Origin of the sequence: Enterobacter cloacae complex sp. SYL001 (assembly GCF_049237025.1) — a bacterium.
GTDB classification, from domain to species: domain Bacteria; phylum Pseudomonadota; class Gammaproteobacteria; order Enterobacterales; family Enterobacteriaceae; genus Enterobacter; species Enterobacter intestinihominis.
The window spans coordinates 143367-167976 of the sequence record NZ_JBMKJI010000008.1 but is presented as its reverse complement, the minus strand read 5'-3'; the positions used below and the strand labels follow the sequence as shown (position 1 = coordinate 167976).

18 protein-coding genes are annotated in these 24610 nt (G+C 58.2%); 9 read left to right on the top strand and 9 right to left on the bottom strand.

The window, feature by feature from the left end:
- From gsiB to iaaA, 3 genes are read right to left on the bottom strand one after another with little or no spacing between them, the layout of a single operon-like run.
- The gene (gsiB, locus tag ACOTZP_RS10770) at positions 1–1539 is read right to left on the bottom strand and encodes a glutathione ABC transporter substrate-binding protein GsiB (RefSeq protein ID WP_271074942.1); all 1539 of its coding nucleotides are present in this window, start codon (positions 1537–1539) and stop codon (positions 1–3) included.
- A gap of 23 nt (positions 1540–1562) precedes the next feature.
- On the bottom strand, positions 1563–3434 hold the full coding sequence (gsiA, locus tag ACOTZP_RS10765; protein WP_271074941.1) for a glutathione ABC transporter ATP-binding protein GsiA: 1872 nt from the start codon (positions 3432–3434) through the stop codon (positions 1563–1565).
- Positions 3435–3445: 11 nt separating this feature from the next.
- Entirely contained in the window at positions 3446–4384 is a 939-nt protein-coding gene (iaaA, locus tag ACOTZP_RS10760; protein WP_045308527.1) for a beta-aspartyl-peptidase, read from the bottom strand.
- A 189-nt stretch (positions 4385–4573) separates the two neighbouring features.
- Between iaaA and moeA the strand changes: the two genes are divergently transcribed.
- Both moeA and moeB read left to right on the top strand, forming a co-directional pair.
- Positions 4574–5806, top strand: coding sequence for a molybdopterin molybdotransferase MoeA (gene moeA / locus ACOTZP_RS10755; protein ID WP_193132125.1), 1233 nt, complete (start codon positions 4574–4576; stop codon positions 5804–5806).
- A gap of 1 nt (position 5807) precedes the next feature.
- Positions 5808–6560 carry a molybdopterin-synthase adenylyltransferase MoeB gene (moeB, locus tag ACOTZP_RS10750; RefSeq protein WP_271074940.1) on the top strand — a complete coding sequence of 251 codons (753 nt, stop codon included), beginning with the start codon at positions 5808–5810 and terminating at the stop codon, positions 6558–6560.
- A gap of 98 nt (positions 6561–6658) precedes the next feature.
- On the opposite strand, the gene fsa is transcribed toward moeB, so the two are convergent.
- Positions 6659–7321 (bottom strand): fructose-6-phosphate aldolase, encoded by a 663-nt coding sequence (fsa, locus tag ACOTZP_RS10745; protein ID WP_022647542.1) that lies wholly within the window; start codon positions 7319–7321, stop codon positions 6659–6661.
- Positions 7322–7448: 127 nt separating this feature from the next.
- Between fsa and ACOTZP_RS10740 the strand changes: the two genes are divergently transcribed.
- The 4 genes from ACOTZP_RS10740 (at position 7449) to ACOTZP_RS10725 (ending at position 13174) form a co-directional block, all read left to right on the top strand.
- A complete protein-coding gene (locus ACOTZP_RS10740; RefSeq protein WP_271074939.1) occupies positions 7449–8348 on the top strand; it encodes a glycyl-radical enzyme activating protein in 900 nt (299 codons plus the stop codon).
- Positions 8349–8352: 4 nt separating this feature from the next.
- On the top strand, positions 8353–10785 hold the full coding sequence (locus tag ACOTZP_RS10735) for a formate C-acetyltransferase/glycerol dehydratase family glycyl radical enzyme (protein ID WP_421633708.1): 2433 nt from the start codon (positions 8353–8355) through the stop codon (positions 10783–10785).
- Between the two features lie 166 nt (positions 10786–10951).
- Positions 10952–11767, top strand: a complete 816-nt coding sequence (locus ACOTZP_RS10730; protein WP_023299662.1) for a Cof-type HAD-IIB family hydrolase — start codon at positions 10952–10954, stop codon at positions 11765–11767.
- Positions 11768–11917: 150 nt separating this feature from the next.
- Positions 11918–13174 (top strand): DUF1479 domain-containing protein, encoded by a 1257-nt coding sequence (locus tag ACOTZP_RS10725; RefSeq protein ID WP_022647538.1) that lies wholly within the window; start codon positions 11918–11920, stop codon positions 13172–13174.
- Here the strand turns inward: ACOTZP_RS10725 and ACOTZP_RS10720 are convergent.
- The gene (locus ACOTZP_RS10720) at positions 13171–14244 is read right to left on the bottom strand and encodes a LacI family DNA-binding transcriptional regulator (RefSeq protein WP_032676354.1); all 1074 of its coding nucleotides are present in this window, start codon (positions 14242–14244) and stop codon (positions 13171–13173) included. The two genes, ACOTZP_RS10725 and ACOTZP_RS10720, sit on opposite strands and share 4 nt — an antisense overlap.
- A gap of 285 nt (positions 14245–14529) precedes the next feature.
- Here ACOTZP_RS10720 and ACOTZP_RS10715 point away from each other — a divergent pair, with 285 nt between their 5' ends.
- Together ACOTZP_RS10715 and ACOTZP_RS10710 are read left to right on the top strand one after the other, a co-directional pair.
- Complete coding sequence (locus tag ACOTZP_RS10715) at positions 14530–15831, top strand: MFS transporter (RefSeq protein WP_023299659.1); 1302 nt, start codon at positions 14530–14532, stop codon at positions 15829–15831.
- A 17-nt stretch (positions 15832–15848) separates the two neighbouring features.
- On the top strand, positions 15849–18212 hold the full coding sequence (locus ACOTZP_RS10710; RefSeq protein ID WP_271074937.1) for a glycoside hydrolase family 31 protein: 2364 nt from the start codon (positions 15849–15851) through the stop codon (positions 18210–18212).
- Positions 18213–18304: 92 nt separating this feature from the next.
- Here ACOTZP_RS10710 and ACOTZP_RS10705 read toward each other — a convergent pair whose 3' ends face one another.
- On the bottom strand, positions 18305–19900 hold the full coding sequence (locus ACOTZP_RS10705; protein WP_022647534.1) for an ABC-F family ATPase: 1596 nt from the start codon (positions 19898–19900) through the stop codon (positions 18305–18307).
- Between the two features lie 222 nt (positions 19901–20122).
- Here ACOTZP_RS10705 and ldtB point away from each other — a divergent pair, with 222 nt between their 5' ends.
- Complete coding sequence (gene ldtB, locus ACOTZP_RS10700; protein ID WP_003858435.1) at positions 20123–21043, top strand: L,D-transpeptidase; 921 nt, start codon at positions 20123–20125, stop codon at positions 21041–21043.
- 41 nt (positions 21044–21084) lie between these two features.
- Here ldtB and ACOTZP_RS10695 read toward each other — a convergent pair whose 3' ends face one another.
- Genes ACOTZP_RS10695 through ACOTZP_RS10685 form a run of 3 tightly spaced genes read right to left on the bottom strand, consistent with a single transcriptional unit; the run spans position 21085 to position 24566 of the window.
- Positions 21085–21801 (bottom strand): GntR family transcriptional regulator, encoded by a 717-nt coding sequence (locus tag ACOTZP_RS10695; RefSeq protein WP_015571043.1) that lies wholly within the window; start codon positions 21799–21801, stop codon positions 21085–21087.
- 14 nt (positions 21802–21815) lie between these two features.
- Complete coding sequence (locus tag ACOTZP_RS10690) at positions 21816–23138, bottom strand: PTS sugar transporter subunit IIC (RefSeq protein ID WP_032624602.1); 1323 nt, start codon at positions 23136–23138, stop codon at positions 21816–21818.
- 51 nt (positions 23139–23189) lie between these two features.
- Complete coding sequence (locus tag ACOTZP_RS10685) at positions 23190–24566, bottom strand: glycoside hydrolase family 1 protein (protein WP_271074936.1); 1377 nt, start codon at positions 24564–24566, stop codon at positions 23190–23192.
- Positions 24567–24610 lie beyond the last annotated feature (44 nt).

Here is a 24610-nt window from a genome sequence, read left to right as displayed (position 1 = left end):
TTATTTCAAATCCGCGTCATCAAAGCTAAAGCCCGTATCCGGCATGATGTAAAAACCGGTCAGCGCTTTGTTGTGGGCTGAGACCAGTTTTTCCACCACCAGCGGCACCCACGGCGACTCTTTCCAGATAATGTCCTGCGCCTCTTTGTACAGGCGCGCTTTCTCTTCCGGTTTGGTGGTTTTCAGGGCATCGGCCAGATCCTTATCCACCTGCGGATTACTGTAGAACGCGGTATTGAACAGCGTTGGCGGCCAGTTCTGGGAAGCAAACAGCGGCGACAGGGACCAGTCCGCTTCACCGGTTGAAGCCGTCCAGCCGGTGTAGAACATCCGCACGCCGCTCTCTTTCTGTCCTTTGCCTTCCACTTCCGCCGCGCGCTGTCCGGCATCCATCGCCGTAACCCTGGCTTTAATACCCACCTGCGCCAGCTGCTGCTGGGTAAATTGCAGCACCTTCTGCGCGGTACTGTGGTTATGCGACGACCACAGCGTCGTGCTAAAGCCGTTCGGATAGCCCGCCTCTTTCAGCAGTTCCCGCGCTTTCGCCGGATCATACGGCCACGGCTGATAGCTTTGCGCGTACTCAATGGTTGGCGGCATCACGCCCGTCGCCGGGGTGGCGTAGCCGGCAAAGGCCACCTTCACCAGCGCCTGGCGGTTAATGGCGTAGTTGATGGCTTCACGCACCTTCGGGTTATCAAACGGTTTCTGCGTGACGTTCATGCTGATGTAGCGCTGCATAATCGACGGGCTGGCCACCAGTTCCAGCTTGCTGTTTTTCGCCAGCAGAGCCGCCTGTTCGTACGGGATGGGGAAGGCAAACTGCGCTTCGCCGGTTTGCAGCATCGCGGCGCGGGTATTGTTGTCCACGACCGGCCGCCAGGTGAGGGTATCCAGCTTCGGCAGCCCCGGCTGCCAGTATCCGGCGAATTTTTTCACCTTCACATAATCGGTCTGGTTCCAGGTAAGCAGTTCGTACGGTCCGGTCCCCACCGGGTGGAAGCCAATCTCTTTGCCATATTTTTTCAGGGCGGCGGGCGAAATCATCGCCGTCGCGGGATGCGCCAGGATATTGATAAACGCCGAGAACGGCTCTTTGAGGGTGATCTTCACCGTCGCCGGGTCAACCACCTCGGTACGGGCGATATTTTTATACAGGTTGTAGCGCTTAAGACCGTTTTCCGGATTGCTGGCACGATCCAGGTTGACCTTAACTGCCTCGGCGTTGAAGTCGGTGCCATCCTGGAACTTCACGCCGGTACGGAGCTTAACGGTATAGACCAGCCCGTCGTCCGACACGGTATAGCCTTCCGCCAGCACGTTTTTCAGCTTCATCTCGCGGTCCAGGCCGAACAGCCCCTGGTAGAAGGATTTTGCCACCGCCTGAGAAAGGGTGTCGTTAGCGTCATACGGATCCAGCGTCGTGAAGTTAGACCCCACAGCCACCACCACGTCTTTCGCTGCGAACGCGGGGGCGGCGGCCAGCGCAGCCGTCACGCTCGCGGCCAGCAGCCATTTACGAGCAACAAAAGGAACCATTGTGTTCTCCTGCCTGTTGTAAGTTATAACCGCGAGAATGCATTGCCCTGACGCGGTGGTGCGACAAAATGACCGGGACCCACCTCACGCAGCGCCACGCGCTCCAGGGTTTCGCCCCGTTTACGAATATTGCTCGGCATTTCGTCCTGCAACAGCACGCGCTGGGCGTGACGATGCTCAGGATCGGCAACCGGTACGGCGGCCATCAGCTTGCGGGTGTACGGGTGCTGTGGGTTTTCAAACACCGCCCGACGGGGGCCGATTTCAACAATTTGCCCCATGTACATCACCGCCACGCGATGGCTGATCCGCTCCACCACCGCCATATCGTGGGAGATAAACAGAAACGCAATGCCCAAATCCCGCTGTAAATCGAGCAGGAGATTGATGATTTGCGCGCGGATAGAAACATCCAGCGCTGACACGGACTCATCCGCAATCACCACTTTCGGATTCAGGGCCAATGCCCGGGCTATGCAGATACGCTGACGCTGACCGCCAGAAAATTCGTGCGGATAGCGCCAGGCATGCTCCGGCTTCAGGCCCACGCGCTCCAGCAGCCACGCGACGCGGCGCTGCGCGGCTTCACCGTCGAGCAGGTTATGCACCCGCAACGGCTCCATAATCGAGTACCCCACCGTATGGCGCGGATCGAGCGACGCATAAGGATCCTGGAATATAAACTGAATATCCCGGCGCACCGCCTGCAATTTACTGTTAGGGAGCGTGTCGATGCGCTCACCGTTGAAGGTGATGCTCCCCTCCTGCGACGCCACCAGCCTGAGCAGCGCCCGCCCGGTGGTGGATTTACCGCAGCCGGACTCCCCCACCAGCGCCAGCGTTTCGCCCGGCCAGAGATCAAAACTGACGTTTTCAACCGCATGCACTTCGCGCTTTACGCGATTAAGGATCCCGCTACGCAGCGGGAAACGGGTCACCAGGTCACGCACTTCGAGAATTGGCCTGCCGGGAACTACCGTATCCTGCTCGGTTTCGTCTTCCTGCTGGCCCTGTTCGGTCTGTGAGATCAGCGGAAAACGGCGCGGAAAATCACTGCCATTCATGGCCCCCAGACGCGGGACCGCCGCCAGCAGCGCTTTGGTATAAGGATGCACCGGCGCATGAAAGACCTGCTCCACCGTGCCGGTTTCCACGGCATTGCCCTGATGCATAACCAGCACCCGATCGGCAATATCCGCCACCACCCCCATATCGTGGGTGATGAAAATCACCCCCATCTCCATCTCCTGCTGCAACACCTTAATCAGTTGCAGGATCTGGGCCTGAATGGTGACATCCAGCGCCGTGGTGGGTTCGTCCGCAATGAGCACCGCCGGACGGCACGACAGCGCCATCGCAATCATCACCCGCTGGCGCATGCCGCCGGAAAGCTGATGCGGATAGCGGGACAAAATCGCGTGCGCCTCAGGGATACGCACCAGCTCCAGCATCCGTTTTGCTTCATTGAGCGCCTCATCACCGCTCAGTCCCTGATGCAGGCGGATAGATTCGGCAATCTGCTCGCCCACCGGGAAGACCGGGTTCAGGGAGGTCATCGGCTCCTGAAAAATCATCGCAATATCCGCCCCGCGCACCCCCTGCATCCGGGACGCGCTCAGCTCGTTGAGATCGATAACCTGACGGTTGCGACGGCGCAACAGCATCCGCTCGCTGGTGACCTGCCCGCCCGTCTGCTCAAGCAGACGCATCAGCGCCAGCGCGGTAACCGATTTACCGGATCCGGACTCGCCGACAATCGCCAGCGTCTCGCCGCGCCTGAGCGAAAACGATAAATTCTGTACTGCAGGGATGAACTGCCGCTCTTCCTGAAAGGCAATATTCAGTTGGTGGACAGCCAGCACTTCGCAGTTGTCCAGCTCTTCACTGTGCGGCACGCAATGCCCCCTTATTCACGATAAATGCCTGTGCTGGGCGCATCGCCGGCATACCCCCACGCCCGGTACATCCCTTCACTGTTGAACGGCAGCGCCACGTTGCCCTCCCGATCCACCGCGATTAAGCCACCTTCCCCGCCCAGGGCTGGCAGTTTCTCCATTACTACCCGCTCGCAGGCCTCACTCAGGCTTAATCCGCCGTAATCCATTAGCGCGGTAATGTCGTAGGCCGCCAGCGCGCGGATAAACACTTCGCCGGTTCCGGTGCATGACACCGCCGCCGTGGCGTTATTAGCGTAACACCCGGCCCCCGGCAGCGGACTGTCGCCGACGCGTCCGGGAAGCTTGTTGGTCATACCGCCTGTCGACGTCGCGGCGGCGAGGTTACCGGCTTTATCCAGCGCCACCGCGCCTACCGTGCCCATTTTTCTGCGTTCATCGAGCGGCGCGGCATGGTCCAGCTGCGTCATCCCCGCTGTACGGGCCTCCAGCAACTGCCGGTAACGCTCCTCGGTGGAAAAAAGATCGGGCGAGACCGTATCCATCCCGTGCTCGACGGCAAATTTCTCCGCCCCCGCACCGGTCAGCAGCACATGCGGGCTTTGATCCATCACCAGACGCGCGGCCAGCACGGGATTGCGCAGTCGGCTGACGCCTGCCACCGCCCCCGCTTTCAGGGTGATACCGTCCATCACGCAGGCATCCAGTTCATGCGTTTCATCGCGCGTAAAGACCGAGCCAATACCGGCATTAAACAGCGGACACTCCTCCAGCAGGCGCACCGCTTCGGTCACCACGTCCAGCGCGCTTTCGCCCGCTTCCAGCATGCGCTGGCCTGTTTCCACAATGGCGTTCAGCGCATCAATATAACGCTTCTCCTGCTCGGGACTGAGCTGTGCACGGGTGATTGCCCCGGCACCGCCATGAATTGCGATAACCGCTTTACTCATTTCGCATCACCCATCAGCCTGGCTGGCTGCTTTTTCTATAAATATCATTATCGTCGACGAATCTTCAGATGATTTTTGAATATAGAAAGACGCAACTGTGATGTAAAGCGTACACCCATCGGGTCATACAGTTAGCCACACTTTTCTGCCATAATGAGCGCTTTCGTTGTTACTCCGCAGGAGCCCACCATGGATTTTACCGCCGGACTGATGCCGCTTGAGACGGCACTCTCGCAGATGCTTGATCGTATTACTCCCCTGCACGACGTTGAGACGCTGTCGCTTGTGCGCTGTTTTGGCCGTATTGCCGCGCGCGATATCGTCTCGCCGCTGAACGTGCCGGGGTTCGATAACGCGGCGATGGACGGCTATGCCGTACGTCTGGCGGATTTGCAAACGGGTCAGCCGCTGCCGGTGGCAGGTAAAGCCTTTGCCGGGCAGCCGTTCAACGGTGAGTGGCCAGCGGGCACCTGCGTGCGCATTATGACCGGCGCGCCGGTGCCAAAGGGCTGTGAAGCCGTGGTGATGCAGGAAGAGACCGAACTAACGGACGACGGCGTGCGTTTTACCGCCAGCGTCAAAGCGGGACAGAATATCCGCCACATCGGGGAAGACATTACCCTCGGCGCAACGGTCTTTGCCGCCGGGCAAAAACTGACGGTCGCCGAACTGCCGGTGCTGGCATCGCTTGGCATCGCGGAGATTGACGTTGTCCGCAAGGTACGCGTGGCGGTGTTCTCAACGGGAGACGAGCTACAGCTTCCGGGTCAGCCGCTGAACGAGGGGCAGATTTACGACACCAACCGTCTGGCGGTGCACCTGATGCTTGAGCAACTGGGCTGCGAGGTGATTAACCTCGGCATCATTCCTGACGATCCGGAGAAACTGCGCACGGCGTTTATCGACGCGGACGCCTCTGCCGACGTGGTGATCAGCTCTGGCGGCGTATCGGTTGGCGAAGCGGATTACACCAAAACCCTGCTTGAAGAGCTGGGTGAAATCGCCTTCTGGAAGCTGGCGATTAAACCGGGCAAACCGTTCGCGTTTGGCAAACTTCCGCACAGCTGGTTCTGTGGCCTGCCGGGTAACCCGGTCTCTGCCGCGCTGACCTTCTACCAGCTGGTGATCCCGCTGCTGGCGAAGCTTTCAGGCAACAATGCCGACCCGCTGCCGGAACGTGTGCGCGTGCGGGCGGCAACGCGCCTCAAAAAATCTCCGGGCCGTCTCGATTTCCAGCGCGGCATTCTGGCGCGCAACGCCGATGGCGAGCTGGAGGTGAGCACCACCGGGCATCAGGGTTCGCACATCTTTAGCTCCTTCAGCCAGGGTAACTGCTTTATCGTGCTGGAGCGCGATCGCGGCCACGTTGAGGCGGGCGAATGGGTTGAAGTGGAACGCTTTAACCACCTTTTCGGAGGCTGACATGACGGTGGAACTGAGCGACCCGGAGATGATGCGCTACAACCGCCAGATCGTGCTGCGCGGGTTTGATTTCGAGGGTCAGGAAGCGCTCAAGGCGGCCAGCGTGCTGGTTGTCGGCCTTGGCGGGCTGGGCTGCGCGGCGGCGCAATATCTGGCTGCGGCGGGCGTCGGCCGCATGACGCTACTGGATTTCGATACCGTGTCGGTGTCGAACCTGCAACGCCAGACGCTACACAGCGACGCGACGGTTGGTCAGCCGAAAGTGGAATCTGCGCGCACGGCGCTGGCGCGAATTAACCCCAACGTTCAGTTCACCCTGATTGACGCGATGCTGGATGACGACGCGCTGTTTGCGCAGATTGCACGGCATGACCTGGTGCTGGACTGCACCGATAACGTCGCCATTCGCAACCAGCTCAATGCGGGCTGCTTTGCCCATAAAACGCCGCTAATTTCCGGCGCGGCCATCCGCATGGAGGGTCAAATCAGCGTTTTCACCTACGCTGAGGGAGAGCCCTGCTACCGCTGCCTGAGCCGTCTGTTTGGCGAGAATGCGCTGACCTGCGTCGAGGCGGGCGTGATGGCGCCGCTGGTTGGGGTTATCGGTTCCTTGCAGGCCATGGAGGCGATCAAGGTGCTGGCGAATTACGGCACGCCCGCAGCGGGCAAAATCGTGATGTATGACGCGATGACCTGTCAGTTCCGCGAGATGAAGCTGATGCGTAATCCGGGGTGTGAGGTGTGCGGAGGTTAAACCCTGCTGCGGCCTGATGCCCTCACCCCGGCCCTCTCCCACAGGGAGAGGGAGAAAATCGTAGGCCGGGTAAGCGTCAGCGCCACCCGGCAACAGCATCAAATAGACGTCCGCCCAAACGCCCCCTGCCAGTCCTGCTCAAACTTCACAATTGCCGCATCTACTGCCGGAGAGGTAATAAACTGCTGCGCCACGTCCAGCGGCAGCGTGATGGACTCGCACCCTGCCAGCAGGCAGTCCAGCGCCTGGCGCGGGGTTTTAAAGCTCGCGGCGAGCACCTTTGACTGCGGTGCGTGCAGCGTCAGCAATTGTTGCAGTTCAATCACCGTCTGGATCCCGTCCCCGCCCTGCGCGTCCACGCGGTTCACGTAAGGGGCCACATACTCAGCACCCGCCAGCGCGGAGAGCATCCCCTGCGCTGCGCCGTATACCGCGGTACCCAGGGTCGGGATCCCTTCTGCTTTCAGCATTTTGATCGCCGCCAGCCCTTCAGCGGTCACGGGCACTTTCACCACCAGGTCATCGATTATCGCGCGCAGCTTACGTGCGTCTTCCACCATCCCCTCGGCGGTCTTCGCCATCACCTGAGCGAACAGCCGGCCCTTGCCGCCCAGCGCGTCGTGCAGCGCGGGCAGCAACTCTTCCAAGGGGGTTTTACCCGCCGCCACAATGCTTGGGTTAGTGGTCACGCCCGCCAGCGGGAAGATACGCGCCAGCTTTTTGACTGCCGCAACGTCAGATGTGTCGAGATAAAGTTCCATGATGTCACCCTCAAAATTAGCCTGCATTTACCCTATCACGAGAAAACCTGCTCATGAATTGACCCATATCAAGATAACTTTCATTCGAAAGTAATTTAATCTTCATATGTAATTAGAGGGCAAAAAAATGATCTTCAACATACAGCGTTACTCCACCCACGACGGCCCCGGTATTCGAACCGTGGTGTTCCTGAAAGGCTGCTCGCTGGGCTGTCGCTGGTGCCAGAACCCGGAAAGCCGCTCCCGCACGCGGGACGTCCTGTTTGACGTCCGTCTGTGTCTGGACGGCTGTGACCTGTGTCAGCAGGCCGCGCCAGGGTGTGTTGAACGCGCCCTGAACGGGTTGATCATCCATCGTGAAAAATTAAGTGAAAAAACGCTCACTGCCCTCACCGACTGCTGCCCGACGCAGGCGCTTACCGTTTGCGGTGAAGAGAAGCAGGTGGAGGAGATTATGGCCACCGTGCTGCGCGACAAGCCCTTCTACGACCGCAGCGGCGGCGGGATCACCCTTTCCGGCGGCGAGCCGTTTATGAATCCTGACCTGGCGCACGCCCTGTTTAAAGCCAGCCATGAACAAGGCATTCATACCGCGGTTGAAACCTGCCTTCACGTACCCTGGCATTATATCGAGCCTTCACTGCCGTATGTCGATCTGTTCCTGGCGGACCTGAAACATGTCGACGGCGAGGTGTTCAAGCAGTGGACCGATGGCTCTGCTAAGCGGATCCTGGACAACCTGAAGCGCCTGGCTACCGTCGGGAAGAAGATCACCATCCGCGTGCCGCTGATCCAGGGCTTTAACGCCGATGAAGCGTCGGTTACCGCCATTACCAACTTCGCCGCCGATGAACTCGGCGTCGATGATATTCATTTTCTGCCGTATCACACGCTGGGCATGAACAAATACACCCTGCTCGGCCAACCCTACTCTGCCCCTGACAAACCGCTGGATAACCCTGCCCTGCTGGACTTCGCGCAGCAGTATGCCTGCCAGAAAGGGTTAACCGCGACCTTACGAGGATAAACTTATGACCACCCTGAATCTCAACACCCTCAGCGAGCGCATCAAGGCGCACAAAACGGCTCTGGTGCATATCGTTAAGCCGCCGGTCTGTACCGAACGCGCGCAGCACTATACCGAAATGTATCAGCAGCATCTGGACAAGCCGATCCCGGTACGTCGCGCGCTGGCCCTCGCCCACCACCTGGCAAAACGTACCATCTGGATCAAGCACGACGAGCTGATTATCGGTAACCAGGCCAGCGAAGTGCGTGCCGCGCCGATCTTCCCGGAATATACCGTCTCCTGGATTGAGAAAGAGATTGACGATCTGGCGGACCGTCCAGGTGCAGGCTTTGCGGTGAGCGAAGAGAATAAACGCGTTCTGCATGAAATCTGCCCGTGGTGGCGCGGCCAGACGGTACAGGATCGCTGCTACGGTATGTTTACCGACGAGCAGAAGGGCCTGCTGGAAACCGGCATCATCAAAGCGGAAGGCAACATGACCTCCGGTGACGCACACCTGGCGGTGAATTTCCCGCTGGTGTTGGAGAAAGGGCTCGACGGCCTGCGCGCGAAAGTAGCCGAGCGCCGCTCGCGCATCAACCTGACGGTACTGGACGATCTGCACGGCGATCAGTTCCTGAAAGCCATTGATATCGTGCTGGAAGCCGTAAGCCTGCACATCAGGCGCTTCGCCGATCTGGCTCGTGAGATGGCCGCCAGCGAAACCCGCGACAGCCGCCGCGACGAGCTGCTGGCGATGGCGGAAAACTGCGACATCATCGCCCACCAGCCGCCAAAAACCTTCTGGCAGGCGCTACAGCTGTGCTACTTCATTCAGTTGATCCTGCAAATTGAGTCCAACGGTCACTCCGTCTCCTTTGCCCGTATGGACCAGTACCTTTACCCGTACTATCGCCGCGACGTGGAGCTGGACCAGAGTCTGGATCGCGAGCACGCCATTGAGCTGCTGCACAGCTGCTGGCTGAAGCTGCTGGAGGTGAACAAAATCCGCTCCGGCTCGCACTCCAAAGCCTCTGCGGGCAGCCCGCTGTATCAGAACGTTACCATCGGCGGCCAGAAGCTGGTCAACGGTGAGCCGATGGACGCGGTCAACCCGCTCTCCTACGCGATTCTGGAGTCCTGCGGTCGCCTGCGCTCCACCCAGCCGAACCTGAGCGTGCGCTACCACGCGGGCATGAGCAACGACTTCCTCGACGCCTGCGTGCAGGTGATCCGCTGCGGCTTCGGGATGCCAGCGTTTAACAACGATGAAATCGTCATCCCGGAATTTATCAAACTCGGCGTGGAACGAGAGGACGCGTATGACTATGCGGCGATTGGCTGCATCGAAACCGCCGTCGGCGGAAAGTGGGGCTATCGCTGCACCGGCATGAGCTTTATCAACTTCGCCCGCGTGATGCTGGCAGCGCTGGAAGGCGGTCGCGATGCCACCAGCGGCCAGGTATTCCTGCCGCAGGAAAAAGCGCTTTCGGCCGGTAATTTCGGCAATTTCGACGAAGTGATGGCGGCGTGGGATAACCAGATCCGCTACTACACCCGCAAATCTATTGAAATCGAGTACGTGGTGGACACCATGCTGGAAGAGAACGTCCACGATATTCTCTGCTCGGCGCTGGTGGACGACTGCATCGAACGCGCGAAAAGCATTAAGCAGGGCGGCGCGAAGTATGACTGGGTTTCCGGCCTTCAGGTGGGGATCGCCAACCTCGGTAACAGCCTGGCCGCGGTGAAGAAGCTGGTGTTTGACCAGGGCGTTATCGGTCAGCAACAGCTGGCGGCGGCGCTGGCGGATGACTTCGAGGGGCTGACCCACGAGCAGCTGCGCCAGCGCCTGATCAACGGCGCGCCGAAGTACGGCAACGACGACGACAGCGTGGACCTGCTGCTGACCCGTGCCTACGAAACCTACATTGAAGAACTGAAGCAGTATCACAACCCACGCTATGGCCGTGGCCCAATTGGGGGTAACTACTACGCGGGCACGTCGTCTATCTCCGCAAACGTACCGTTTGGCGTAGCAACCATGGCGACGCCGGACGGACGTAAAGCGCACACCCCGCTGGCGGAAGGGGCAAGCCCGGCCTCCGGTACCGACCACCTCGGCCCGACGGCGGTGATTGGCTCCGTGGGTAAACTGCCGACGGAAGCGATCCTCGGCGGCGTGCTGCTTAACCAGAAGCTGAATCCGTCGACGCTGGAAAACGACAGCGATCGCCAGAAGCTGATGGTGCTGCTGCGCACCTTCTTCGAGGTGCATAAAGGCTGGCATATTCAGTACAACATTGTCTCGCGCGAAACGCTGCTGGAAGCGAAGAAACACCCTGATCAGTATCGTGACCTGGTGGTGCGCGTCGCGGGTTACTCGGCGTTCTTCACCGCCCTGTCACCGGATGCGCAGGACGATATTATTGCCCGTACCGAGCATACACTGTAAAAAAACGCCCGGTGGCGCTTCGCTTACCGGGCCTACATTGTCTCCCCTTAGGCCGGGTAAGGCGAAGCCGCCACCCGGCTTTCTGACTTTCATTCGAAATTAAATTTGTGCTCCCCGTCACCTTGTTATTAGAATGTTTCAAAACGCAGTGACCCAGGAGCACAGTATGACCGTAAAAGTTATCGTCACCGATATGGACGGAACTTTCCTTGATGATGCCAAGCAGTACGATCGTGACCGCTTCCAGGCACAGTTTGAGCAGCTTAAAGCCCGTAACATCGAATTTGTTGTCGCCAGCGGCAACCAGTATTACCAGCTCATCTCCTTTTTCCCGGAGCTGAAAGATCAGATCTCCTTCGTCGCGGAAAACGGCGCGCTGGTGTTCGACCACGGCGAACAGATTTTCCACGGTGAGCTAACGCGTCATGAGTCGCAGATCGTCATTGGTGAACTACTGAAAGACAAAGGGCTGAACTTTGTGGCATGCGGGCTGGAGAGCGCGTACGTCAGCGATAAGGCTCCAGAAGCGTTCGTGAAGCTGATGTCGAAACACTACCATCGCTTAAAACCCATCAGCGATTACCGCGACATTGACGACGTGCTGTTTAAATTCTCCCTGAACCTGCCGGACAGCGATATCCCGAATTTGGTCGATAAACTGCATGTCTCCCTGGACGGCATCATGAAGCCGGTTACCAGCGGCTTCGGTTTTGTCGATTTGATTATCCCGGGCCTGCACAAAGCCAACGGCATCAGTCGTCTGCTGAAACGCTGGAAAGTCTCCCCGCAGGCGTGCGTCGGCATTGGCGACAGTGGCAACGATGCGGAAATGCTGAAGCTGGTGAAATATTCATTTGCGATGGGCAATGCGGCAGAAAGCATTAAAGCGGTCAGCCGTTACACTACCGACGATAACAACCATCAGGGCGCGCTGAATGTGATTCAGGCCGTGCTCGACGCCCACTCCCCGTTCGACGTCTGATCCCCTACCTGCCGGAGCCTCACTCCGGCCCCTTCACTCTTTTTCCATCCTGTGTCGCCCGTCAAGGTTTTAAACTTGCATTAACTTATTTTTAACTTAAAGTATCACTTGTAGACACTTTTACTTTCGAATGAAAGATGCGAGGCAGTTATGACCTTTACCAGCGAAACGTTGCCAGCGGACCACAAAGCGGCAATTCGTCAGATGAAACGCGCGCTACGGGCCCAGATCGGTGACGTGCAGGCAGTGTTCGACCGGCTTAGCGACAAAATCGCCGCCCGCGTGGCGGAAATTAATGCCCTTAAAAATAAAGGTGAATCCGTATGGCCGGTAATCCCCTTTACGGATGTGAAAAACGGTACGATCACCGCCGAACAGCGCGAAGCGGTTAAACGTCGCGGCTGCGCGGTGATCAAAAGCCACTTCCCGCGCGAGCAGGCGCTGGCATGGGATCAATCGATGCTCGACTACCTCGATCTGAATAAGTTTGACGAGGTTTACAAAGGACCCGGCGATAACTTCTTCGGCACCTTAACGGCCTCTCGCCCGGAGATTTATCCGATCTACTGGTCTCAGGCGCAAATGCAGGCGCGCCAGAGTGAAGAGATGGCACAGGTACAGTCGTTCCTGAACCGTTTATGGACATTTGAGAGCAACGGTAAGCAGTGGTTCGACCCGGACGTGAGCGTAATTTATCCGGACCGCATTCGCCGCCGCCCACCAGGAACAACCTCGAAAGGCCTTGGCGCACACACCGATTCCGGCGCGCTGGAGCGCTGGCTGCTGCCCGCTTATCAGCAGGTCTTTGCCCGCGTGTTTGACGGCAACGTTGAAAAATACGATCCGTGGAATGCTGCGCACCGTACCGAGGTGGAAGAGTACACGGTGGATAACACCACCAAATGCTCCGTGTTCCGCACCTTCCAGGGCTGGACGGCACTGTCGGACATGATCCCCGGCCAGGGGCTGCTGCACGTGGTGCCGATCCCGGAAGCGATGGCTTACATTCTGCTGCGTCCGCTGCTGGACGACGTGCCGGAAGACGAACTGTGCGGCGTGGCGCCGGGGCGCGTGCTGCCGATTTCTGAGAAGTGGCATCCGCTGCTCATCGAAGCGTTGACCAGCATTCCCGCGCTGGAAGCCGGTGATTCTGTCTGGTGGCACTGCGATGTGATCCACTCGGTCGCGCCGGTGGAAAACCAACAGGGCTGGGGCAACGTGATGTATATTCCTGCCGCGCCGATGTGCGAGAAAAACCTCGCCTACGCGAAAAAGGTCAAGGAAGCGCTGGAAACCGGCGCGTCACCGGGAGATTTCCCGCGCGAGGATTATGAGAAAAGCTGGCAGGACCGTTTCACCGTGAACGATCTGAACATCCACGGCAAGCGCGCGCTGGGCATGGCTTAACTGTCGTAAAGCCCTTCCCGCTCAACGGCGGTGCGTCGTTTTCCCTGACGTATCCGCCGTACCGATTCCCGCACGGCCAGCGTGCCGTTTAGCAGCAATGTTCCGACCGGCGCGTCCGGGCGCATCAGCCGCTGCTGGAGCATATATACCGCTTCTGTTCCCAGCTCATCGCGCGGGACATGCACCGCCGTCAGAGGCACATCCTGAATCGCCGCGAGATTAAAGCCGTCGATGCTCATCACCGAGACATCCTGCGGCACGCGCAGACCGTGTTTTTGCAGGGCGCTGATGGTCCCCGCCGCCATAAAGTCGCCGCCCACCAGGAACGCCGTCGGCAGATCTTTCCCTTTTTGCTGGTGAAGCCACTCACTCACCAGCTGCTCCGTCTCTTTGGCGCTGAAGCTTGGCACCATCAGCAGATCGCGCCGGTCGCTAAACCTGAGGTTATGGCCGTGCCACGCGTCGCGGATCCCCGACAGGCGCAGCTCCATGGTATAGCGACGCAAACACAGCACATTCATCACCTCCCGGTGCCCCATCTCGAACAGGTACTCCGCCGCCCGCTCGCCAATGGCGCGGTGATCCGGCGCGACGGCGGGCAGGCGCATGTGGCGGTCCCGGCAGTTAATCAGCATGCAGGGTTTGCCCACGTCTACCGCCAGATCGTGGATATGCGGATCGTCGATACCGAGGAGGATCGCCGCCTGGGTGTCCACTTCGTTCATGCGGGCCAGAAACAGCTGGGCGTCGCTGTCGTTCTCCTCCAGCGCACAATAGCGCAGGCGAACCTCGTGCGAAGCCAGCCCTTTGCTCACGCTCTGGATGACGCGGTAGTAAAAGATGTCAGACCGCTCGTCAAACGCCCGCTGCGGGGCAAACACCATCAGGCTGTTAAGCAACAGACGCCCCGCCGCCATGCCCTCTATTACCCCCAGCTCCCGCGCGCATGCCAGCACCGTTGCCCGTGCTTTTTCGCTGGTGTTTGCCTTCCCCGCCAGCACGCGGGAAACGGTGCTGATGGAGAGCCGGGTACGGGCGGCGATTTCGGTGATTTTAAGCCTTTTATCCATTTTGTGATCTGGCTCCGGATGTGAAATGAAAAAATTTTCACAACATCTTTATCAGGTAATAACTTGCGAGAAGGCCATAATGCCGAAAATTAAACCTCGGTTATGAGAAAGTTTGCACAAAATCCACTATTTCCTGCTCAATTTCTCTCTTAAGGTGAACCTGTCACACAACTTCCATACTAGTTGTATAGCAGCTTAGCACTCTAAAACAGATAACTTTCAAACGCCTGACGCTGTGTGACACCTGAACCTTTGTCCCTTACCGTCCGTCTTGTGGAGAAGAAAATGAGTCAGGACATCAACAACACCGTTGCGACAAGCAAAACCCGTCGCGTCATTAAGAATCTGCGCTGGTACGTACTGGTGCTGTTTCTTCTTGGCGTGACCGTAAACTACATCACCCGTAACTCGTTAGGTATTCTCGCCCCCGAGCTGAAAGAGAGCCTTGGTATCACCACCGAGCAATACTCGTGGATCGTCGGCGCGTTCCAGATCGCCTATACCATTTTCCAGCCCCTTTGCGGCTGGCTGATTGACGTTATCGGCCTCAAGATTGGCTTTATGGTCTGCGCCGGGATTTGGGCGCTGATGTGTATCTTCCACGCAGGTGCCGGGAGCTGGCTGCATCTCGCGATCCTTCGCTTCTTTATGGGCGCGTCCGAAGCCGCCGCCACGCCAGCGAACGCCAAAACCATCGGTGAATGGTTCCCGAAATCAGAGCGTCCTGTTGCCGCCGGTTGGGCGGGCGTGGGCTTCTCCATCGGTGCGATGCTGGCTCCGCCAATCATTTACTTCGCTCATGCGTCGTTCGGCTGGCAGGGTGCGTTTATGTTTACCGGCGTGCTGGCGCTGCTGTGGGTGATCCTGTGGTGGATCTTCTATCACAACCCGGAGCAGCACCCGAACCTGAGCCGCGACGAGCTGGCGTTTATCAAACAGGATAACGAACCCGCACCGGTCAGGCTGCCCTTTCTGACCGCGCTGAAAACCGTCTCGAAGAACAAACGGTTCTACGGTATCGCCATTCCGGCCTTTATGGCGGAACCCGCCTGGGCGGTGCTGAGCTTCTGGGTGCCGCTTTACCTCGCCAAAGAGCACGGCATGGATTTGAAACAGATCGCGATGTTTGCCTGGCTGCCGTTCCTCGCCGCCGACCTCGGCAGCGTGGCGAGTGGCTACCTCACCCGGCTTTACACCCGCTGGTTCGGCTGCACCCGCGTCAACTCGGTGGTGGCAAGTTCAGTGACCGGCGCGTTTCTGATGATTTCTCTGGCCGTTGTGGCCGTGACCCGCGACCCGTATATCACCATCGTGCTGATCTCCATCGGCGGTTTCGGCCACCAGATTATCTCCTGCATGCTGAGCGCGCTGGTCGTGGAGTCGTTCGACAAGGGCCAGATGGCGACGGTTAACGGCATGCGCGGCTCGGCGGCGTGGATCGCCAGCTTCCTGTTCTCTCTTTTGATTGGGGTGACCGCCGACAAAATCGGCTTCAACCCGCTCTTTATCGCCATGGGCTTCTTTGACCTGATTGGCGCTTTCTTCCTGGTGGCATTTATTGCTGAACGTCGCGCCAAGCGCGCCTGATAGTGGATGTATTGCATATGAAAACCCTGAAAAACTGGACCATCGATACGCAGTCGGCGAATCATCTGGAACTGCTGGTGGATAACCAGCACCGTCTGTGCCTGTATGTGCTGGAAGAGAATCTGTTCCGCGTGCTGATCAAGCGTAAAGGCCAGCTGGCGCTGGACCGCACCTGGAGCATCGCGCCGGAACAAGACGTACCGTGGGAAGGCCGCCGTCGTGACGATGTCAGTGGCTTCACCTGCCCGGCCTGGACACTGACGCAGCTGGGCGATGCGTTAACCGTAGCGACCGAACAGCTGCGCGTCACCGTCCACCAGCCCCTGTGGCTGGAGTGGCACTACCGCAATGAAGCGGGCGAGTGGCAGCCGCTGGTTAACGACCGTCCCACCAGCGCCTACCTGCTCAATGCCCACGGTGACGGCGTGGCGCACTATCTCAGCCGTCGCAAGGATGAACGTTTTTACGGTCTGGGTGAGAAAGCGGGGGATTTACAGCGTAACGGCAAACGCTATGAGATGCGTAACCTGGACGCGATGGGCTATAACGCCGCCAGCACCGATCCGCTTTACAAGCACATCCCGTTCACCCTCACCCGTCGCGATGACGTGAGCTACGGCCTGTTCTACGATAACCTGAGCAGCTGCTGGCTGGATCTGGGTAACGAGATCGACAACTATCACACCGCCTACCGCCGCTGGCAGGCGGAAGCGGGCGATATTGACTACTACCTCTTCACCGGCAAGCGCGTGCTGGACGTGACGAAAGCCTTCGTGCGCCTGACGGGGAAAACGCTGTTCGGACCGAAGTGGAGCCTGGGCTACAGCGGCTCAACCATGCACTACACCGACGCGCCGGACGCGCAGGACCAGCTGATGAACTTCATCCGCCTGTGCGATGAGCATGCCATTCCGTGCGACTCGTTCCAGCTCTCCTCCGGCTATACCTCGATTAACGGCAAGCGCTACGTTTTTAACTGGAACTACGACAAAGTGCCGCAGCCGAAGGTGATGAGCCAGGCGTTCCACGACTCGGGGCTGCGGCTTGCGGCAAACATCAAGCCGTGCCTGTTGCAGGATCATCCCCGCTACGGCGAAGTGGCGGAACGCGGCCTGTTCATTCGCGATTCAGAAACCGATGCGCCTGAACGTTCCAGCTTCTGGGATGACGAAGGATCGCATCTCGACTTCACCAACCCGCAGACGGTGCAGTGGTGGCAGAACGGCGTGACCACGCAGCTGCTGGAGATGGGCATCGACTCCACCTGGAACGACAACAACGAGTATGAAGTGTGGGACGGGGAAGCGCGCTGCTATGGCTTCGGCCAGGAGATCGCCATCAAGCATATTCGCCCGGTGATGCCGCTGCTGATGATGCGCGCCTCGCTGGAAGCACAGCAGCGCTTTGCGCCGGATAAACGTCCGTATCTGATCTCCCGCTCCGGCTGTGCCGGAATGCAGCGCTACGTTCAGACCTGGAGCGGCGACAACCGTACCAACTGGGACACCCTGCGCTACAACATCCGCATGGGCCTGGGCATGAGCCTGTCCGGACTGTTCAACGTCGGTCACGACGTCGGCGGTTTCTCCGGCGACAAGCCGGATGCCGAGCTGTTCGTGCGCTGGGTACAGAACGGCGTGATGCATCCGCGCTTTACCATCCACTCGTGGAATGACGATCGCACCGTGAACGAACCGTGGATGTACCCGGGCGTGACCCCTGCGATTCGTAGCGCCATTGAACTGCGCTATCGCCTGCTGCCGTACCTCTACACCCTGCTCTGGCAGGCGCACGCCGACGACGAGCCGATGCTGCGCCCGACCTTCCTCGATCATGAGCACGATGCGCAGACCTTTGAAGAGTGCGACGACTTCCTGCTGGGCCGTGACCTGCTGGTGGCCAGCGTCGTCGAAGCCGGGCAGCGCGAGCGCCGCGTCTGGCTGCCGGATAACGAAACCGGCTGGTACGATTTTTACACCCACGCGTGGTATGCGGGCGGGCAATCGATCGTCCTTGATGCGCCGCTGGAAAAGCTGCCGCTTCTGGTGCGCGCAGGGGCCGGTTTGCCGCTCAGCGAACGCATCCGTCACGTGTGCGCCGATAAAGACGATACCCGCGAGCTAAAACTGTTCCCGGTGAAAGGCGTCGGCACCACCTCCGGGCTGCTGTTTGAGGATGACGGCGAAAGCTGGGGCTACCTGAACGGCAATGCGCTGTGGGTGGAATGGGAGATGGTGTGCGACGGCGCAAGTATCAACCTGAAGGTGAATGCGCGCGGCGACTATCGTCCGGCATGGAAGGCACTGAAGGTGTCGTTACCGACGGGGGAAAAACGTACGCTGCGGGTGAACGGGGTTGAAGGGGGCGAGTGGGTGGTTTAGTGCGGCCTGATGCCCTCACCCTAACCCTCTCCCACAGGGAGAGGGGATAGAACGTAGGCCGGGTAAGGCGAAGCCGCCACCCGGCTATTTTTTTAACTCTCGATACCTTTACTGCGCAGGTAATCTTCGTAGTTACCGGTGAAGTCCACCACGCGCTCTGGCGTGATTTCGATCACGCGGGTCGCCAGGGAGCTGACGAACTCACGGTCGTGAGAGACGAAGATTAGGGTGCCCTGATACATCTCCAGCGCCATGTTCAGGGATTCGATCGATTCCATATCCAGGTGGTTGGTTGGTTCGTCCATCACCAGGATATTCGGTTTTTCCATCATCAGCTTGCCGAACAGCATACGGCCCTTTTCACCACCGGAGAGCACTTTGGCGGGCTTTTTGATGTCGTCCTGGCTGAACAGCAGACGCCCCAGAATGCTGCGTACCGCCTGCTCGTCGTCGCCTTCCTGCTTCCACTGGCTCATCCAGTCGAAGACGGTCAGATCGTTTTCGAACTCATATTCATGGTCCTGCGCGTAGTAACCAATCTGCGCGTTTTCAGACCATTTCACGGTACCGTTATCCGGTTGCATTTCGCCCACCAGAGTTTTCAGCATAGTGGATTTACCCACGCCGTTGGCACCCAGGATAGCAATCTTCTCGCCCACTTCCAGCAGCAGGTTGAAGTTTTTGAACAGCGGGCCTTCATCGAAGCCTTTGGTGAGGGCTTCCACTTCCAGCGCGTTACGGAACAGCTTCTTGTCCTGCTCGAAGCGAATGAACGGGTTCTGACGGCTGGAGGCTTTTACCTCTTCGAGCTTGATTTTGTCGATCTGACGGGCACGCGACGTTGCCTGGCGCGATTTAGAGGCGTTAGCGCTGAAGCGGCTCACGAAGGATTGCAGGTCCGCAATCTGCGCTTTCTTCTTGGCGTTGTCGGCAAGCAGACGTTCACGCGCCTGGGTTGCCGCCGTCATGTACTCATCGTAATTGCCCGGATAAACGCGCAGCTCGCCGTAATCCAGATCCGCCATGTGCGTACACACCATGTTAAGGAAGTGACGGTCGTGCGAGATGATGATCATGGTGCTGTCGCGATCGTTCAGGGTCTGCTCCAGCCAGCGGATGGTGTCGATGTCCAGGTTGTTGGTCGGTTCGTCGAGCAGCAGGATGTCCGGGTTAGAGAACAGCGCCTGCGCCAGCAGCACACGCAGCTTCCAGCCTGGCGCAACTTCGCTCATCGGACCATAGTGCTGTTCAACAGGAATGCCGACGCCCAGCAGCAGTTCGCCCGCACGCGCTTCCGCAGAATAACCGTCCATTTCGCCGTACTGCGTTTCCAGGTCGGCCACTTTGTAACCGTCTTCTTCGCTCATCTCAGCGAGACCGTAGATACGATCGCGCTCCTGCTTCACTTCCCACAGCTCCGCATGCCCCATGATCACGGTGTCGAGCACGGTGAACTCTTCGAAGGCGAACTGATCCTGACGCAGCTTACCGATACGCTCGTTCGGGTCGAGCGAGACGTTGCCCAGCGTCGGCTCCAGGTCACCGCCGAGGATCTTCATAAAGGTGGATTTTCCGCTACCGTTGGCACCAATCAGGCCGTAACGGTTGCCGCCGCCAAATTTGACGGAAATATTTTCGAACAGCGGCTTACTGCCAAACTGCATAGTGACGTTGCTGGTAACTAACACGGAGAGATTCCTGCGAAAAGTGTGATAAACGCGGCATTATGCCACAATTCCGAATTGAGATCCTGTGTTGCGGTAATCCACTAAACTTTAACAAAATCGAAAAAAATGTGATTTCGTACACATCTGAATTCCCAGTTAACGGGAATGCACATATAATGCGCTCCCATTACAGATTCAGACTTCTCAACTCATCGCCAGAATGGCTTAGATACCTCGCATAACATGAACATGAAATTAACAACGCTTTTTGCGGCGGCGTTAGCCGTAGTAGGTTTTTGTAAGACCGCGTCTGCGGTGACGTATCCCCTGCCGACAGACGGAAGCCGTCTGGTGGGTGAAAACCAGGTGGTGACGGTTCCGGAAGGTAACACTCAGCCGCTGGAATACTTCGCGGCGCAGTATCAGCTCGGCCTGTCTAACATGCTGGAAGCGAACCCGGGCGTTGACCCGTATCTGCCGAAAGCGGGTACCGTACTCAACATTCCACAGCAGCTGATCCTGCCGGATACCGTGCACGAAGGTATCGTGATTAACAGCGCCGAAATGCGTCTGTATTACTACCCGAAAGGCACTAACACCGTGATCGTTCTGCCTATCGGTATCGGTCAGCTGGGTAAAGACACCCCGCTGAACTGGACCACCAAAGTGGAGCGTAAGAAAGCGGGCCCAACCTGGACGCCGACCGCCAAAATGCACGCTGAGTACATTGCTGCCGGTGAACCGCTGCCGGCCGTTGTGCCTGCTGGCCCGGATAACCCGATGGGTCTGTACGCGCTGTACATTGGTCGTCTGTATGCCATCCACGGTACTAACGCCAACTTCGGTATCGGCCTGCGCGTAAGCCACGGCTGCGTACGTCTGCGTAATGAAGACATCAAATTCCTGTTCGATAACGTGCCGGTCGGTACGCGCGTGCAGTTCATTAACGAACCGGTGAAAGCGACGTCAGAGCCGGACGGCAGCCGTTACATTGAAGTGCATAACCCGCTGTCCACCAGCGAAGATCAGATCAACAACAACGAAATCGTACCGATTAAGCTGACCAGCGCGGTGCAGTCCGTTACCTCTCAGGCGGATGTTGACACGACCATCGTTGACCAGGCGATTCAGAACCGTTCCGGTATGCCGGTGCGTTTGAACTAATCGCGAGCACGAACAAAGCGGGCCTCGAGGCCCGCTTTTTTTTATCCGTTATTCACAATAACGATGCCGCCATGATCATAGCGATAGTGACAATGGGCGTACTCCAGCGGCGTACCATCTTCCAGATAGATCACCTGCTCCACCTCCAGCACCGGGTCGGTTGGCTCACAGACCAGATGCTGCATATCCAGCGCACTGGGCTTCAGCGCCCGCACCACACGATACGATCCCATGATCTTCAGCCCCAGCGTCTCCTGCACATACCGGAATACCGAACTTTCAAGATGGGTTTTGTTCAGCCCGGGCACCAGATTGAGCGGCATCACCGTGGCGTCCAGGGACATTGGCTCACCGTTGAGTAAACGCAGACGGATGAAGTCATAGATCGGCGTATCCGGATTTATCATCAGCGAGGCCTGCTCTTTCTCGTTCGGGAAGCGAAGTTCGAAGTGCACCACCTGGCTCGTCACCGTGCCTAAATGTTCCCAGGTCTTGGTCGCCCCGAAGTAGTCGCTGCCGGAGAGATCCCACTGGGAAAGCTGGAGGAAATTTTTGCGGATGAACGTGCCCTGCCCCTGTCGGGTATAGACCAGCCCTTCTACGATCAGCTGACGCATCGCCTGCTGAATGGTCATCCGGCTGGTGCTGAACTCCGCCGCCAGCGCGAACTGGTCCGGCAGAGGTTCATTGGCGGCGTACTGCTGGGTGATAATGCGTTTCTTAATTTCCCGCGCTATGGTGATGTACTTCGCCGCCATCGTCCTTCCTTAAATTAGTGTTCTGTCCCGCTGTTTTTCAACGCCACTCGCTCGGCAACTTTGAGGAAAGGCAGGTAGAAGAATACACCAAATACGATGATTGCCAACTGCACCACCACCGCCCGCCAGTCCCCCGCCGTCGCCAGCCAGGCGCTGAGGATCGGCGGGGTCGTCCACGGGATCATCACCACGCAGCGCGACATGAGCCCCAGCGTGGTACAGAGCCACGCAAAGTAAATCCCGATAGCGGGCAGCAGCACAAACGGGATCATCAGCGGCAGGTTAAAGACAATCGGCAGGCCGAAAATCACCGGCTCGTTGATGTTGAACAGACCCGGCGCCAGTGACAGACGCGCCACCTGCTTCGCTGATTTCTGTCTTGAGAAGATGAAGATAGCGATCAGCAATGAGATAGTGCTGCCCGTCCCGCCCACCATGCCAAAGGTCGGCACAAAGATGTTGTTGATGATGTGTGGGATCGGCTGGCCGTTGGCAAAGGCCAGCATGTTCTCGTTGGTGTTGATCAGCAGAAACGGCTCCAGCACCACGCTGTTGACCACCGACTGATGAATACCGAGCGTGAACAGGAAGTTACCGAAGCTGTAAATGAAGATCGTCCCGGGCAGACTGGTGTTGATCAGCCGCAGCGGCTGCTGAATGAATGTCGTAATGAGATGGATCAGATCCGTATGCAGAACGTTCGCCAGTATGGCCGCCAGCACCGCAAACAGGGAGAGCGTGAGGATCGTCGGGATCAGCGCGGTAAAGGATTTGCTCACCGCCGGAGGCACGTTCTCCCCCAGCGAAATGTGCAGCGCCTTCAGCCGTGAAATGGCGATAAACAGCTCGGTTGAGAGCAGCCCAATCAGCACCCCGGCGAAAATCCCGGTGGAGCCGATATTGGCGAACGTCAGCACCTGGGTAACGTTTACCGTGGCGTCGCTGCCAACAGGCGTAATCTGTAAGCGCATCGGCATCATGATGATGAAGCTGCTGACGGCGATAACCACTGCCGAGACCGGATTGTCGAAATCTTTGTTGCGCGCCAGCGACCAGGCGATCATCGGCGCCAGCAGCAGCGCGGCGATGTTCAGCGTGCCGTTGATAATCGCCTCGCCCCACACCTTAAACTGCGTGAGCGTGTCGCCTTCCAGCACCCATGGAAACACGACGTTGTTCACCAGCACCGCCAGACCGGCGAGGATGAAAATCGGCATCACCGTGGCGAAAGCGTCGCGCAGGGAGCGAAGATGCACCTGGTTTGCCAGGCGCGCCGAGAACTCAACAAATTTATCGACAAAAGACTGCATGTGCGGTGTTATTTTTGTTTCAGACATAGCGGAGTATTCCCATCAATCAGTCACAAAAACGGCCCGGCAGCGTACGGCTTACATCTCGCGTCCGTTAGTATGGATAACCTGTTTTAACCACGCGTAGCTCTTCTTCGGCACGCGCTTAAGGTCTTTCAGATCGTGATTTTCACGGTTGACGTAGACCACGCCGTAGCGCTTACGCATGTCACCCTGCGAGCTGAGAATGTCGATTAAGCCCCAGCCGAGGTAGCCCATTACCTCTGCCCCGTCCTCGAATATTGCCGCTTTCATCGCCTCGATGTGCGCCCGGTGGTAGTCGATGCGGTAGGTGTCCTCGATCGGGTTTACCCCGTCCCAGGACTCGATCACGCCGATGCCGTTTTCAATCGGGAATACCGGCATCCGCCAGTCGTTGGCATAGCGGGTGATGATGGTGCGAAAGCCCAGCGGGTCGATCTGCCAGTTCCACTCGGTGGCTTTCAGGTACGGGTTATTTTTCTCGCCATGCAGCAGGTAATGGTTCACCGGCGTGCCTTCCGGGATGGCATCGCTATCCAGCGTTTTGCTGGCGTAATAGCTGAAGGCCATAAAGTCGTTCTTCGTGCGCGCAAACAGCGCGAGATCGTCTGCGCGGTAGATATCACCGAAGCCCTCCTGCTCCACCACCGCCATCACCGCCGGGCTGTAGCCCTGTCCCGCGAAGACGCGCAGCAGGTTCTGGTTGAGGAATTCGTCGTACTGCTGGGCGCAGAAGATATCACGCGGTTTGCAGGTGGCCGGATAAATCAGCTGGTGCGCCAGCATGCCGCCCATCAGCTTGCCTGGCTTAGTCTGGTGCAGGTATTCGGTCAGAGTCATGTGCGCCACCATCGCATGGTGCTGAAGCTCATACAGCTCGCGCAGGGTTTGTTCACCTTTCATGTAACCGGAAATGCGAAAAGCTTCCGGCATATGGAAAATGTTCTGCTCGTTGAAGGTCAGCCAGTACTTCACGCGATCGCCGTAGCAGTCGATCATCTTCTTGCCGTAGCGGATAAAGGCCTCCATCACCCGGCGGTCGTTGAAGCCGTTGTACTCCTGCGCCAGCGCCAGAGGCATATCGAAGTGGTAGAGGCAGACCATCGGCTCAATACCGCGGGCGAGCAGATCGTTAATAAAGCGGTCGTAAAACGCGATACCTTCGGCGTTGAACTCGCCGTCACCCTGCGGGCAGACGCGGCTCCAGGAGATCTGGAAGCGGTAGCAGCTCATGCCCAGATCCTGCATCAGATCGAAATCTTCCCGGTAGCGGTGGTAGGAGTCGGTCGCCACTTTCCAGTCGGAGATGTTTTCTCCTGCTTCCCGAATGTCATATACCGACATCCCCTTCCCGCCCTCATTCCATGCCCCTTCCGTCTGCATGCTGGATACCGAGTTGCCCCATAAAAAGTTGGCTGGCAGTGATTTGTTCATGGTTGCTCCCTATATGACTAGTCATTTAAATTTCATGACTAGTC

Bases quoted from the DNA above. Each gene is read 5' to 3' on its own strand.
- gsiB (WP_271074942.1), bottom strand. From the start codon at position 1,539: ATGGTTCCTTTTGTTGCTCGTAAATGGCTGCTGGCCGCGAGCGTGACG.
- iaaA (WP_045308527.1), bottom strand. From the start codon at position 4,384: ATGAGTAAAGCGGTTATCGCAATTCATGGCGGTGCCGGGGCAATCACC.
- moeA (WP_193132125.1), top strand. From the start codon at position 4,574: ATGGATTTTACCGCCGGACTGATGCCGCTTGAGACGGCACTCTCGCAG.
- moeB (WP_271074940.1), top strand. From the start codon at position 5,808: ATGACGGTGGAACTGAGCGACCCGGAGATGATGCGCTACAACCGCCAG.
- fsa (WP_022647542.1), bottom strand. From the start codon at position 7,321: ATGGAACTTTATCTCGACACATCTGACGTTGCGGCAGTCAAAAAGCTG.
- ACOTZP_RS10740 (WP_271074939.1), top strand. From the start codon at position 7,449: ATGATCTTCAACATACAGCGTTACTCCACCCACGACGGCCCCGGTATT.
- ACOTZP_RS10735 (WP_421633708.1), top strand. From the start codon at position 8,353: ATGACCACCCTGAATCTCAACACCCTCAGCGAGCGCATCAAGGCGCAC.
- ACOTZP_RS10730 (WP_023299662.1), top strand. From the start codon at position 10,952: ATGACCGTAAAAGTTATCGTCACCGATATGGACGGAACTTTCCTTGAT.
- ACOTZP_RS10725 (WP_022647538.1), top strand. From the start codon at position 11,918: ATGACCTTTACCAGCGAAACGTTGCCAGCGGACCACAAAGCGGCAATT.
- ACOTZP_RS10720 (WP_032676354.1), bottom strand. From the start codon at position 14,244: ATGGATAAAAGGCTTAAAATCACCGAAATCGCCGCCCGTACCCGGCTC.
- ACOTZP_RS10715 (WP_023299659.1), top strand. From the start codon at position 14,530: ATGAGTCAGGACATCAACAACACCGTTGCGACAAGCAAAACCCGTCGC.
- ACOTZP_RS10710 (WP_271074937.1), top strand. From the start codon at position 15,849: ATGAAAACCCTGAAAAACTGGACCATCGATACGCAGTCGGCGAATCAT.
- ldtB (WP_003858435.1), top strand. From the start codon at position 20,123: ATGAACATGAAATTAACAACGCTTTTTGCGGCGGCGTTAGCCGTAGTA.
- ACOTZP_RS10695 (WP_015571043.1), bottom strand. From the start codon at position 21,801: ATGGCGGCGAAGTACATCACCATAGCGCGGGAAATTAAGAAACGCATT.
- ACOTZP_RS10690 (WP_032624602.1), bottom strand. From the start codon at position 23,138: ATGTCTGAAACAAAAATAACACCGCACATGCAGTCTTTTGTCGATAAA.
- ACOTZP_RS10685 (WP_271074936.1), bottom strand. From the start codon at position 24,566: ATGAACAAATCACTGCCAGCCAACTTTTTATGGGGCAACTCGGTATCC.